12 protein-coding genes and 1 pseudogene are annotated in these 11848 nt (G+C 74.3%); 4 read left to right on the top strand and 9 right to left on the bottom strand.

Annotation, left to right across the window (positions count from 1 at the left end; genetic code table 11):
• Both EBN88_RS20835 and xylB read right to left on the bottom strand, forming a co-directional pair.
• The coding region (locus EBN88_RS20835) for an ROK family transcriptional regulator (protein ID WP_147472784.1) at positions 1-891 on the bottom strand (891 nt) is incomplete at its 3' end.
• Between the two features lie 75 nt (positions 892-966).
• A complete protein-coding gene (gene xylB / locus EBN88_RS20830) occupies positions 967-2400 on the bottom strand; it encodes a xylulokinase (RefSeq protein ID WP_122185437.1) in 1434 nt (477 codons plus the stop codon).
• A 108-nt stretch (positions 2401-2508) separates the two neighbouring features.
• On the opposite strand from xylB, the gene xylA reads away from it, so the two are divergent.
• Positions 2509-3690 carry a xylose isomerase gene (gene xylA, locus EBN88_RS20825; protein WP_122185436.1) on the top strand — a complete coding sequence of 394 codons (1182 nt, stop codon included), beginning with the start codon at positions 2509-2511 and terminating at the stop codon, positions 3688-3690.
• Positions 3691-3748: 58 nt separating this feature from the next.
• Here the strand turns inward: xylA and EBN88_RS20820 are convergent, their stop codons facing one another.
• The 6 genes and pseudogenes from EBN88_RS20820 to EBN88_RS20795 form a co-directional block, all read right to left on the bottom strand.
• Positions 3749-4141, bottom strand: a complete 393-nt coding sequence (locus EBN88_RS20820) for a VOC family protein (protein ID WP_122185435.1) — start codon at positions 4139-4141, stop codon at positions 3749-3751.
• A gap of 68 nt (positions 4142-4209) precedes the next feature.
• Positions 4210-4764, bottom strand: a complete 555-nt coding sequence (locus EBN88_RS32600) for a MarR family transcriptional regulator (RefSeq protein WP_122185434.1) — start codon at positions 4762-4764, stop codon at positions 4210-4212.
• A 218-nt stretch (positions 4765-4982) separates the two neighbouring features.
• Complete coding sequence (locus EBN88_RS20810) at positions 4983-5843, bottom strand: DMT family transporter (RefSeq protein WP_233580819.1); 861 nt, start codon at positions 5841-5843, stop codon at positions 4983-4985.
• A 336-nt stretch (positions 5844-6179) separates the two neighbouring features.
• Complete coding sequence (locus tag EBN88_RS20805; RefSeq protein WP_122185432.1) at positions 6180-6989, bottom strand: alpha/beta fold hydrolase; 810 nt, start codon at positions 6987-6989, stop codon at positions 6180-6182.
• A gap of 116 nt (positions 6990-7105) precedes the next feature.
• The gene (locus EBN88_RS20800; RefSeq protein WP_233580818.1) at positions 7106-7417 is read right to left on the bottom strand and encodes an SGM_3592 family protein; all 312 of its coding nucleotides are present in this window, start codon (positions 7415-7417) and stop codon (positions 7106-7108) included.
• A gap of 109 nt (positions 7418-7526) precedes the next feature.
• Positions 7527-8548: pseudogene (locus tag EBN88_RS20795) on the bottom strand (TerC family protein).
• Between the two features lie 186 nt (positions 8549-8734).
• Here EBN88_RS20795 and EBN88_RS20790 point away from each other — a divergent pair.
• Positions 8735-10027 (top strand): MFS transporter, encoded by a 1293-nt coding sequence (locus tag EBN88_RS20790; RefSeq protein ID WP_122185431.1) that lies wholly within the window; start codon positions 8735-8737, stop codon positions 10025-10027.
• A 7-nt stretch (positions 10028-10034) separates the two neighbouring features.
• On the opposite strand, the gene EBN88_RS20785 is transcribed toward EBN88_RS20790, so the two are convergent.
• On the bottom strand, positions 10035-10490 hold the full coding sequence (locus EBN88_RS20785) for an ATP-binding protein (protein WP_233580817.1): 456 nt from the start codon (positions 10488-10490) through the stop codon (positions 10035-10037).
• A gap of 179 nt (positions 10491-10669) precedes the next feature.
• Between EBN88_RS20785 and EBN88_RS20780 the strand changes: the two genes are divergently transcribed.
• The gene (locus EBN88_RS20780; RefSeq protein ID WP_407703437.1) at positions 10670-11494 is read left to right on the top strand and encodes a helix-turn-helix domain-containing protein; all 825 of its coding nucleotides are present in this window, start codon (positions 10670-10672) and stop codon (positions 11492-11494) included.
• Positions 11495-11497: 3 nt separating this feature from the next.
• A complete protein-coding gene (locus EBN88_RS20775; protein ID WP_122185429.1) occupies positions 11498-11734 on the top strand; it encodes a DUF397 domain-containing protein in 237 nt (78 codons plus the stop codon).
• Positions 11735-11848: the final 114 nt, after the last annotated feature.

Below are 11848 nucleotides of genomic sequence, written 5' to 3'. Positions count from 1 at the left end.
GGCCCGCCGCACCGCCCGCAGCGCGCCCGCCTCGCCCGCCTCGCAGCGCGCGGTCAGCGCGCCCAGCCGCACCCCGGGCCCCGGCTCGATCCCGGCGGCGCGCAGCACCGCCTCCTCGCCGGCGTAGGTCTCCAGACAGCCCCGCCCACCACACCCGCAGACGGGCCCCTCAGGACGCACCGGAACGTGCCCCAACTCGCCGCCGAACCCGTGGGCCCCGCCCAGGAGTTGTCCGTCGACCACCACCGAGGCCCCGATGCCGATCTGGGCCGAGACATAGACGAAGCTGTCGGCCGCGGGCTCGGTGCGCGACCACAGCTCGGCCAGCCCGCCCAGGCTGGCCTCGTTGTGCACGGTGACCTCGCCGAGGTCGTCGGGCAGCAGCCCGGCCAGCTCGACGTCGCGCCAGCCCAGGTTGGGCGCCCGCAGCACCGTGGCGCTCTCCCGCAGCACCAGCCCGGGCACGGCGACCGCGAGCCCGGCCGGCCGCAGCCCGACCCGGGCGGCCTGGGCCCTGGCCCGGTCGGCCAGGGCCCGCACCTCGGCGAGCACCTCGGCCGGTTCGCGGTGTTGGGCGCGGAACTCCTTCTCCACCCGCACCCGGATCTCGCCCCGCAGGTCGGCCGCGCACACCGCGAGATGGTCCACGCCGATCTCCGCGCCGAAGCCGCAGGGCCCACGGTCGGTCAGCCGCAGCTGGCTGCCGGGCCGGCCCACCGCGCCCGACCGCCCGGGGCCCTCCTCCACCAGCAGCCGGCCGCGCAGGAGTTCGTCCACCAGGGTGGAGACCGCCGCCCTGGTCAGCCCGATCCGTGCGGCCACCGTGGCGCGGGAGAGCGGCCCCTCGGCGGCCAGCGTGTGCAGGACCCGCGAGAGGTTGTGCTGCCGCATCGCCGACTGCGGCGTGGTCGTCGCGGGCTGGGCCACCTGAACTTCCGTTCTCTCGAAGGGCGTCGGGCGACCTTCTCACGCCCGCCGCAGCAGCGCGTCCGCGTCCGCCAGCGTCGTCCCCAGCCGTTCCAGCGCGGCCTCGTCCCGTTCCACCGCCGGCAGCGCCGGACCCCGCGCGGTGTCCCAGTCCCGGGCCACGGCGGCGGCGTCGCGTCCCAGCAGCAGCCCGGCGGCCTGGGCCGCCGCGCCGAGCGCCACCAGCTCCTCGGCCACCGGCACCCGCACCGGCCGGCCCGAGAGTCGGCGCACCGTCTCCCGCCAGGCGGTGCCCCGGGCGCCGCCGCCGATCAGCAGGATCGGCTCGTTCGGGTCGGCGCCCTCGTCGAGCACCAGGTCGAGCGCCTTCAGCAGCGCGAAGACCGCGCCGTCGTAGGCCGCCTGCAACAGCTGCCCGGCCGTGGTGTCGTGCCGCAGCCCGTGCACCAGGCCCGAGGCGTAGGGCAGGTCGGGGGTCCGTTCGCCGTCCAGGAACGGCAGCACCACGGCCCGGCCGCCCGCCTCCACCGCCTCCCGGTCCCGGCCCAGCAGAGCGGCGAACCGGTCGACGGCCAGCGTGCAGTTGAGGGTGCAGGCCAGCGGCAGGAACGCGGAGCCCGCGTCGGCGAAGCCGGCGACCGTGCCCGTCGGGTCGGCCGGGCGGCGCTCGGAGACCGCGTAGACGGTGCCCGAGGTGCCCAGGCTGAGCACCGGGCTGCCGGGGGCCAGGCCCAGGCCCAGGGCGCCGGCCATGTTGTCGCCGGTGCCGGCGGCCACCGGGATGCCGGCCGGCAGGGGCAGGCCGTCGGCGACCGTGCCGGCCGCCTCGCCGGGCGGGACGACCCGGGGGAGCAGCGCCGGGTCCAGGCCCACATGGGCCAGGATCTCCTCGTCGTAGGCGCCGGTCGCCGTCGACCACCAGCCGCTGCCCGAGGCGTCGCCCCGGTCGGTGGTGCCGGCCGACACCGGCGCCCCGGCGAGCCGACCCGTGAGGTAGTCGTGCGGCAGCCGCACCGCCCGGGTGGCGGCGGCGGCCTCCGGCTCGTGCTCGGCCAGCCAGGCCCACTTGGTCACCGTGAACGAGGCCGCCGGCACGCTGCCGACCCGCTCCGCCCACGCCTTCGGCCCGCCCAACTCCGCGAGTAGCCGGTCGCGTTGGGGCGCGGAGCGGGTGTCGTTCCACAGCAGCGCGTTGCGCACCGGGCGGCCGTCGGCGTCCAGGGTCACCAGCCCGTGCTGCTGGCCGGCGACCGCGACCGCGCCGGCCCGCTTCGCCGGCTCGCCGCACTGCGCCAGCGCCGAGGTCAGGGCCTCCCACCACACCTCGGGATCGCTGTCGTGCTCGGCGGTCACCTGGTGCGGCGCCTGGCCCCTGGCCACCACCGTGCCGGTGGCGGCGTCCACCACCAGCACCTTGGTGGACTGGGTCGAGCTGTCCACACCGACCACCAGGGGGCCTTCTGCTGCGGTCATGAGCGCGGTCCTCTCTGAGCCCTGGGCGAAGGGGGTTCCTAAGGCGGGTCCCCGCATACTAATTTGTTAACGGCCATGACGAAATAGCTGGGGAGCCGAGGAGCCGCCATGTCAGCTGAGAAGTACCAGCCCACCCCCGATGACAAGTTCAGCTTCGGTCTGTGGACGGTGGGCTGGCAGGGCCGCGACCCGTTCGGCGAGGCCACCCGGCCCGAGCTGGACCCGGTCGAGTCCGTCAACCGCCTCGCCGAGCTGGGCGCCTGGGGCGTCACCTTCCACGACGACGACCTGGTCCCGTTCGGCGCCTCGGCCACCGAGCGCGACGGCGTGATCAAGCGCTTCCGGCAGGCCCTGGACGCCACCGGCCTGGTGGTGCCCATGGTCACGACCAACCTGTTCACCCACCCCGTCTTCAAGGACGGCGGCTTCACCGCCAACGACCGCGACGTGCGCCGCTACGCCCTCCGCAAGGTGCTGCGCAACATCGACCTCGCGGCCGAGCTGGGCGCGAAGACCTTCGTCGCCTGGGGCGGCCGGGAGGGCGCCGAGAGCGGCGGCGCCAAGGACGTGCGGGCCGCCCTCGACCGCTTCAAGGAGGCCTTCGACCTGCTGGCCGACTATGTCGTCAGCAAGGGCTACGACCTGCGGTTCGCCATCGAGCCCAAGCCCAACGAGCCGCGCGGCGACATCCTGCTGCCGACCGTCGGCCACGCGCTGGCCTTCATCGACCGCCTGGAGCGGCCCGAGCTGTTCGGCGTCAACCCCGAGGTGGGCCACGAGCAGATGGCGGGCCTGAACTTCCCGCACGGCATCGCCCAGGCGCTCTGGTCGGGCAAGCTGTTCCACATCGACCTCAACGGCCAGACCGGCATCAAGTACGACCAGGACCTGCGCTTCGGCGCCGGCGACCTGCGCTCCGCCTTCTGGCTGGTCGACCTGCTGGAGACGGCGGGATACGAGGGCCCGAGGCACTTCGACTTCAAGCCGCCGCGCACCGAGGACTTCGACGGCGTGTGGGCCTCGGCCGCCGGCTGTATGCGCAACTACCTGATCCTCAGGGAGCGTTCGGCGGCCTTCCGCGCCGACCCGGCCGTCCAGGAGGCGCTGCGCGCCGCCCGCCTCGACGAGCTGGCCCGGCCCACCCTCAACGAGGGCGAGGGCTTCGAGGAGCTGCTGGCCGACCGGTCGGCGTTCGAGGAGTTCGACCCCGAGGCCGCCGCCGCGCGCGGCATGGCCTTCGAGGCGCTCGACCAGCTGGCCATGGACCACCTGCTGGGCGTGCGGGGCTGACCCCGGAACCGACCAGGGCCCGCCGCCCCGTGTCACGGGGCGGCGGGCCTCGGGAGGCTCAGCCGGCCTCGGGAAAGACGCAGAACTCGTTGCCCTCCGGGTCGGCCAGCACCAGGTGCCCCTCGTGGCGGGCCACCACCCGGGCGCCCAACCCGACCAAGCGCTCGGCCTCGACGGCCGGTTCGGCCGCCTTGAGGTCCAGATGAACGCGGTTCTTGCCGGCCTTCTCCTCCGGCACCAGCTGGAACCACAGGCGCGGCCCCCCGCCGCCCACCCGTTCCACCAGCACGGTGGGGTCGTCCTCCGGGCCGTCGATCCCCTCCGCCCGCAGCCGTTCCAGCTCCGCCTCGTCGTAGGGGGCCACCGCGTAGCCCTCCAGCGCCCGGGCCCAGAACCTGGCCACGGACGAGGGGCGCGCCGCGTCGAACACGATGTCGTGAAGTCGAGCCATGCGCCCCATCCTTGACCGGTGGGCCGACCCCGCGCCAACGGGATTCCGCCGCACCGGGCTCCCCCCGTTCAGCCCGCGCCGTCGAGGACGCCCAGGCCCAGCGGGGTCGCCGGGTGCGGGGCCGTGTCGCGGTTGAGCGCGGTGTGGGTGAGGCCGGCCGTGCGCGGCACCGTCGCGTGCTGGCTCGCGCTGGCTGGCGAGATCCCGGTGCGCCGGGCGAGTTCGGTGGTGGTGCGGCCGGGGTGCTCGGCGATGGTCCACAGCACCATGGCGCGGGTGCGCCCCAGCGGCGCGGCCAGCGAGTCCGGCACGGTCGCCAGGGCCCGCGCGGTGGCCACGGCGGACAGCAGCGGCTCGGAGTCGGGCGAGCCGACGGGTAAGTCAGATACGGCCGCGGCCGCGCCGCCCGCGTCCACCATCGGATGGACGGCCCCGAAGACCGAGGGCACCAACAGGACATGGGGCACGGCGTCGGCCAACTCCCGCAGCGGCTCTCGGTCGTTGCCGAGCGCCCGCGTCCAGCCGGGCACCGGCCGGCCGCGCCGCTCCGCCCACCGCCGCATGTCCGCCCTGACCTGGGAGGCGGAGAGCAGGTCCCGGATGTCGTTGTGCGGCCAGGCCACAACAGGTCGCACCGCGCCGGGCCGGCGGCCATGATCGTGGGGGAGGGGCGCCCGGGCGGGACGAGGGGGGCCGCGGCGGGGGCGGCTCCGCCGGCGAGGAGCGGCACGTCGGCGGAGGCACTGGCGCCCTTTGGGCGCCCCGACCCCGAGGAAAGCGGTGGCCGGTCGTGACCCGAAGCCTCGGCCGGCCACCGCCTTCGGGACGCTTCCCGCCGGCGTCAGCGGCGCCGCCCCACCGACCCGCGCGCGGTGAGCGCGGTCAGCCCGAGGGCGACCAGCGCCACCCCGAACCAGCCCCACGCGTCGAGCCGTTCGTCGACCACCAGCACCGCCAGCACGGCGGCCACCAGTGGTTCGAACAGGCTCAACGTGGTCGCCGCGCTGGTCCGCACCCGCACCAGCCCCGCGCCGAAGAGCAGATAGGCCAGGCACATCGGCACCACCGCCAGATAGCCGACCACCGCCAGGCCGCGCGCCGAGCCGAGCAACGGGCCCCCGGTGACGGCCAGCACCGGCACCAGCACCAGCGCGCCCAGTCCGAAGAGCGCCCCCATGGTGGCCCGCGCCGGGTGTCCGCGCCGGATCACCCGGGACGCGCAGTAGGTGTATCCGGCGTAGCCGGCGCCCGCCAGCACGCCCAACGCCACGCCGGCGGCCGGCCGTTGGCCGGAGGCGGTGCCGCCGTCGCCGGCCAGCGTCAACAGGACGCAGCCCAGGCTCGCGGCGAGCGTCGCGCCCCACCAGCGGCGGCTGAGGGACAGGCCCTCACAGCACCGTTCCAGCAGCGCGGCGAAGACCGGCGCCGAGCCGATGCTCACCACGGTGCCCACCGCCACCCCGGCCCAGGCCATCGCGGTGTAGAACGCCAGCGGGTAGCAGACGACGGCGGCGGCGCCCGCCAACGCCCAGCCCAGCGTGGCCCGTCGCAGCACCGGCAGGACCGAGCGGCCGGCCAGTGCCAGGGTGAGCAGCCCGCCGATGCCCATGGTGGCGGCGCCGACGGACAGGGCCGACGCGCCCTCGGGCGCGAGGCTGGCCGTCGTCCCTGTGGTGCCCCACAGCCCTGCGGCGGCCAGCACCAGCCAGGCTCCGCCGCCCGGCCGCCCCGCCCGAGCGGAGCGGGTGGAACGGGGCAGCCCCGCGCCGCCGGAGCGGCCGGCGGCGTCGAGGGAACCGGGGGAACCGGCGGAACCAGAAGGTCGGGAGGAACCGGAAGATCCGGAAGGGGATAGGAATGTCATGGGTGAGGTGTCCTGCTCCATGTGAATCCGACGAGGGACCGGTAGGAGGGCACACTCAGGAGAACCGGCGGCCGGATGCGGCGGCCGGTGGGAATGACGCGCGAGCCGTGCCCTCAGCGGGCGATCGGCGGGGAGATGACCCGGTTGCGGAACGTCGACGGCATAACGGCAAGGCTAGCCGACCGCCGCCACCCGGCGACACCAACCCTCGATCAGGGCTGCCACCTCGGCCGGCCGCTCCTCGTGGACGTAGTGGCCGCAGTCGGGCCAGGTCAGCTGGGTCGAGAGCGGATGCGCGGGAAGCGAGCCCTCCCAGGCGGCGGCCTCGTCGGCGGTGTGCAGCGCCAGCGCCGGGCAGCGCCGCCCGCGCAGGAACGCCTCGGCGGCCGGTCGCCGCCCGAAGGCGTCGGGCGCCAGATACATCGCCTCCCGGTAGGCGGCCAGCACCGCCGGGTCGGCCGCCGCCAACAGCCGGCGGTGCCGCTCGGTCACCTCGGGCGGGGTCGCGGGGCCGCTGGCCCGGTCGGCGAAGCGGGCCGCCCAGGCCGCGCCCTCCCGCTCCAACGCCGCCTGCTCGGAACGGAGTTGGGTGAGCGTCGCGGTGCCGCCGAAGCCGGTGGCCACCGTCACCGTGGCCCGCGTCAGCCCGGGGTGGTCCACGGCGAGCGCCGCGACCACCTGCCCGCCCATGGAGTGGCCGACCGCGACCACGGGGCCCACCCTCCTGGCGTCGAGCCAGGCCGCGAGGTCGGCCGCGACCAGCCGGGGCGTGTGCCGACCCGGGCGGGCCGGGGTGGCGCCGTGGCCCGGCAGGTCGGGGACCAGCAGCCGGTGTCGGTCGGCGAGGGCCGCCACCACCGCGTCCCACTCGTGGCGGTCGCCACCCCACCCGTGCACCAGCAGCAGCGTGGCCCCGGCGCCGTCGCCCCCGGAGGGGACCCCGGTGTCGAGCGCGGCGAACGTCGGCGGGCGGCCGGTGGACATGGCGACTCCGGGAAAGGGGATTTCAACCAGGAACGGGATCTCGACCAGGGGCGGCCGGGACGGAACGAGCCGGGGCGTCGGGCGGCGCCACCGGTGGTGACCCCGCCCGGTGCCGATCAGCTGTCGTCGTTCTTGCCCCTGCGCCGGAACCAGCGGCGCTTGCGCGGCTTGTCGCCGCGCTTGCGCGAGCCGCCCTGGCGACCCGTGCCGTGCACCCAGCCCGCCGGCGGCTCGTCCGAGCGCCAGGGCTGGGGAGCGGGCCCGCCGTCCTTCCACCGCTCGCGCAGCATCCGCGTCCGCGCCGTCGGCTCCCGGACCTCGGCCTCGCGTATGAAGCTCTCGTCCAGGACCAGGTTGTCCCAGTCCTCCTCGCGTGGGGCGTCGTCACCGCCGCGCGGCTCCTCCTGACCCGAGGGCCCCGTCCCCATGAGTTGCCTCCTGTCCACCGTTGGTGCGCGGAGTCCCACGCCAGGTAAACGCCCGAGGCCGCCGCCGGGTTCCGGCGGCGGCGTTCGGGTCACGGTACCGGAGGCGAGGTCAGGAGCGGTGCTCGGCGGACTCCGCCGACTCCTCGTCCGCGCCCTCCGTCCCGTTCTCCTTCGCCGCCCGGGCGGCCGCGCGCTCCTCCCGGCTGGCGTACAGGCTGGTGATGGTGGTGACGACCAGCACGCCGCAGATGACGCTCAGCGAGAACGCGGTGCTGATCTCCGGCGTGTGCACCCCCGACTCGTGGAGCGCGTGGAGCACCAGCTTCACGCCGATGAAGCCGAGGATCACCGACAGGCCGTAGGAGAGGTGCACCAGCTTCTCCAGCAGCCCGCCGATCAGGAAGTACAGCTGGCGCAGGCCCATCAGCGCGAACGCGTTGGCCGTGAAGACGATGTAGGGCTCCTCGGTCAGACCGTAGATCGCGGGAATGGAGTCCAGCGCGAAGAGAATGTCGGTGCTGCCGATGGCCAGCATCACGATCAGCATCGGCGTGATGAGCCGGCGGCCGTTCTCCCGGTCACCATCCTGGTGCCGTGGTATCGGTCGGTGGCGGGAAAACGCCGCTCCACCATCTTCAGGAAGCGGTTCTCCTCGTACTCCTCGCCCTCGTCCTTGGCGCGGGCCTCCATGATCAACTTCCAGGCGGTCCAGATCAGGAACGCGCCGAAGATGTAGAAGACCCAGGAGAAGTTCGCGATCAGCGCCGCGCCGGCGGCGATGAACCCGGCCCGCAGCAGCAGGGCGATCAGCACGCCGACCATCAGCACCCGGGACTGGTACTGCGCCGGGACGGCGAACTTGGTCATGATCAGCACGAAGACGAAGAGGTTGTCCACGCTCAGCGACTTCTCGGTGACATAGCCGGCGAAGAACTCGCTCGACGGCGTTCCGCCCTCGAACACGGCAAGACCGATCCCGAAGAGGATCGCCAACACCACCCAGAACACCGTCCACACGGTGGCCTCCCTCATGGAGACCTCGTGTGGTTTGCGTCCAAAGAAGAAGTCCACGGCGATGAGGGCGCACAACACCACCACGGTGAGCACCCACGCGGTCAACGAGACGTCCACTCTTCCTCCGGTCTTCCTACGCGCGGCATGACGGACTTCCGCGCGGCGTGCCGTCGCGGCCTCGCCAATGGTAATGGAACGGTAAAGTAACGCGTTCCGGAATGCCGGGGTTCCCTGGCCGAAACCCCGTCGGGCGCACGGTAATTCGGCTGCCTCCGCCGGCTGTGACGGGCATCGTGCCGCCCCATGGCGAACTCCTCCGGCCTGCGCTCCTACGCCGAGATCCTGCGGCTTCCGGGCGCCCGGCGCTTTGTCCTCGCGAGTCTCGTGGGTCGGTTCCCCGGTGCCACGCTCAACCTCGCGGTGGTCCTTCTGGTGACTCATGTCACGGGCAGTTATGCCACGGCGGGCGCCGTTTCCGCGGCCGGCGCGCTGGCCTACGCCGTGCTGGTCCCCCGCGTCGGCCGGGCCGTGGACCGCCGGGGGCAGCGTCGGGTGCTGCCCCTGGTCGCGACGGCCTTCGCGCTCTCCGGCGTGCTGCTGGTGGTGGCCGCGCGGGCCGGGGCGCCGACCGCCGTGCTGCTGGTGTCCGGTGCCGCCTTCGGCGCCACCCGCCCGCCGCTCAGCGCGCTGGCCCGCGCCCGCTGGAGCCACCTGCTGCGCGACGAGGGCTCCGGGCGGCTGCTGGGCGCCGCCTACTCCTGGGAGTCGGTCACCGAGGAACTGCTCTATGTCGTCGGGCCGTTGGTGGTCGCCGGCGTGGTGCTGTGGCATCCCGCGCTCGGCGTGCTGGTGGTCGCCGCGCTGGGGCTGGCCGGGAGCCTGCTGATGGCCGGGCAGCGCGCCACCGAGCCGCCCGTCGCGCCGCGCGCCCCCGGCGACGGCGGCGCGCTGGCGAACCCGGGGCTGCGCGCGCTGTGCGCGGTGTGGGCGTGCTCCTCGGCCATGTTCGCCGCCTGGGAGCTGACCACCATGGCCTTCGTCGAGACCCACGGCGCCGCGTGGATGATCGGCCCGGTGCTGGCCGCGTTCGCCGTGGGCAGTGTGGTGGGCGGGCTCTGGTACGGGACGCACGCCTTCGCCGCGCCCATGGACCGGCGGCTGCGGGTCGCGCTGCTGCTGGTGGTCGCCGGGATGGCGTCGCTGGGCGCGATGCCGTCGGTCGCGGTGCTCGGCGTCTTCTCGCTGTTCTCGGGGCTGTTGATCGCGCCCATGACCATCGCCGCCTACAGCCTGGTGCGGGAGGGCGTCGCCGAGTCGGCGCTGACCGAGAGCATGACCTGGCTCTCCACCGCCACCGCGCTGGGGCGGGCCGGCGGTGGGCTGGCGGCCGGCCCGGTGCTGGACGCGCACGGCCCGCGCTGGGGATACGGCCTCACGCTGGGCCTGGGGCTCGGGGCCCTGGCGGTCGCGCTGCCGGCCGCCGGCGCCTTCCGCGCGATGGCGACGGCCCGTTCCCGCGCCGCAGCACAGGCCGCCGGGGCGGCGGGGGAGAAACCGGGGGAGGAGCCGGGGTCAACGGGCGTGGCCCGCTCCTGAGTTCGGGTCAGCCGTCGGAGTCGCTCAGCGGCAGGTCGGCCCAGACCACGTGCCCGGCGCCGGCGTCCTGCGGGCGGACGCCCCAGACCTGGGCGAGGGAGCAGACCAGCAGCAGGCCCCGGCCGCCCTCGTCATCCTCGCTGGCGTTCTTCGGCACGCTGCGCGGCCCCGAGCCCCCGCTGGCCACGGCTACCCGCAGCAGCGAGCCCAGCAGCCGGACCTCGCAGCCCACGCTGTCGCTGTCCGTGTGCCGCAGCGCGTTGGTGACCAGCTCGGAGATCACCAGCTGGGCGCTGTCGTTGGCGTCACTGGGCGTGCGCCACTCCGCGAGCTGCTGCCGGGTGAGTCGACGCGCCTCGGCCGCCGACGTCGGCACGGCCGGCAGGCGGAAGCGCAGACACCCGCTCGGCGGCGCGGAGCCGTTCTGTCGCACCAGGGGTTCGACGCGCGAGGAGGAAGCCACGGCCCTACTCTGCGGGTTGTCCCTCGCATCCGGCAAGAGGCATCCTGCAAATTACAGATCCGGTTCTTTCAGTCTGTTGCTCTGGCTGATGGCATGGCAGACTCCTTGCCCATGACGGCAGTTGGTGGGGTGGGGTAGTGGCCGGCGGGCAGACCAGTGGAGCCGCCACCGCGTTGCGGGTGGTGTTGGGCCGCCGCCTCCAGGACCTCAGGGAGGCGGCGGGACTCTCCTTCGAGGAGGCGGGGCGGGCGCTGGACGTCACGCACGCCACCATCAGACGGATGGAGAAGGCCCAGGTCGGGCTGAAGGTCCCCTATATCGAGAAGTTGTTGCGGATCTACGGGGTCACCGAGCAGGAGGAGATCGACACCTTCCTCGCCCTGGTCCGCGAGGCCAACCGGCCCGGCTGGTGGCACCGTTACCGCGACGTGCTGCCCGAGTGGTTCAGCGCCTTCGTGAGCCTGGAGGCCGAGGCCGACCAGATCCGCGCCTACGAACCGCACTACGTCCCCGGCCTGTTGCAGACCGAGGCCTACGCCACCACCGTGCTCAGGTCCGGGATGCCGCACGCCCCCGCCGCCGAGATCGAGCGGCTGGTGGCCCTGCGGCTGGCCCGCCAGGACATCCTCACCCGGCCCCAGCCGCCGCTGCTGTGGATCGTGATGGACGAGACCGTGCTCCGCCGGCCCATCGGCCACCCCAACGTGATGCGTGGCCAGATCGGCCGGATGATCGAGGCCGCCGCCTCGCCGAACATCCGGCTCCAGATCATGCCGTTCTCGGCGGGCCACCACCCGGCCATGTACGGGCCGTTCCACCTCTTCCGGTTCCCCGTGCCCGAACTGTCCGACATCGCCTGCGCGGAGAACCTGGTCGGCGCCGCGTACTTCGACCAGCGCGACGATGTCTCGGCGTTCCGGGAGGCGCTGGACCGGATGTGCGCGCAGGCCGCGCCAGTGCACCGCACTGAGGCCATCCTCAGTGGAATTCGCAAGGAGATCTGAACGATGGATCGCATCTACAACGGGATGCCGGCAGCCCACCTGGGAACCGAGGGCTGGCAGAAGCCATGGAGCGGCGGGAACGGAGGCAGCTGCGTGGAGGCCATGCGGCTGACGGACGGCCGGGTGGCGCTGCGTCAGTCGACCGACCCCGAGGGGCCGGCGCTGATCTGCTCCCTTCACGAGATGGCGACCTTCATCGAGGGCGTGAAGTCGGGCGAGGCCGACTACCTCCTGGTGTGACCTCACCGGACGGGCGACCTCACCGGACGGAAGCGAGTCGTGGGGGGGGGGGGGCCCGCGGGGGGGGGGGGGCCCCCCCGGCGCGGGGGCGGCCCCCCCCCCCCGGGGGGGGGC

The organism is Streptomyces triticirhizae (assembly GCF_003696235.1).
In the GTDB taxonomy this organism is placed as follows: domain Bacteria; phylum Actinomycetota; class Actinomycetes; order Streptomycetales; family Streptomycetaceae; genus Streptomyces; species Streptomyces triticirhizae.
Note: the sequence above shows the minus strand (reverse complement) of the source record. Positions and strands in the feature narration are given on the sequence as shown.

Coding starts and splice junctions, on each gene's coding strand:
- xylB (WP_122185437.1), bottom strand. CDS start 2,400: ATGACCGCAGCAGAAGGCCCCCTGGTGGTCGGTGTGGACAGCTCGACC.
- xylA (WP_122185436.1), top strand. CDS start 2,509: ATGTCAGCTGAGAAGTACCAGCCCACCCCCGATGACAAGTTCAGCTTC.
- EBN88_RS20805 (WP_122185432.1), bottom strand. CDS start 6,989: ATGTCCACCGGCCGCCCGCCGACGTTCGCCGCGCTCGACACCGGGGTC.
- EBN88_RS20775 (WP_122185429.1), top strand. CDS start 11,498: ATGGATCGCATCTACAACGGGATGCCGGCAGCCCACCTGGGAACCGAG.
- EBN88_RS20820 (WP_122185435.1), bottom strand. CDS start 4,141: ATGGCTCGACTTCACGACATCGTGTTCGACGCGGCGCGCCCCTCGTCC.
- EBN88_RS20790 (WP_122185431.1), top strand. CDS start 8,735: ATGGCGAACTCCTCCGGCCTGCGCTCCTACGCCGAGATCCTGCGGCTT.
- EBN88_RS20800 (WP_233580818.1), bottom strand. CDS start 7,417: ATGGGGACGGGGCCCTCGGGTCAGGAGGAGCCGCGCGGCGGTGACGAC.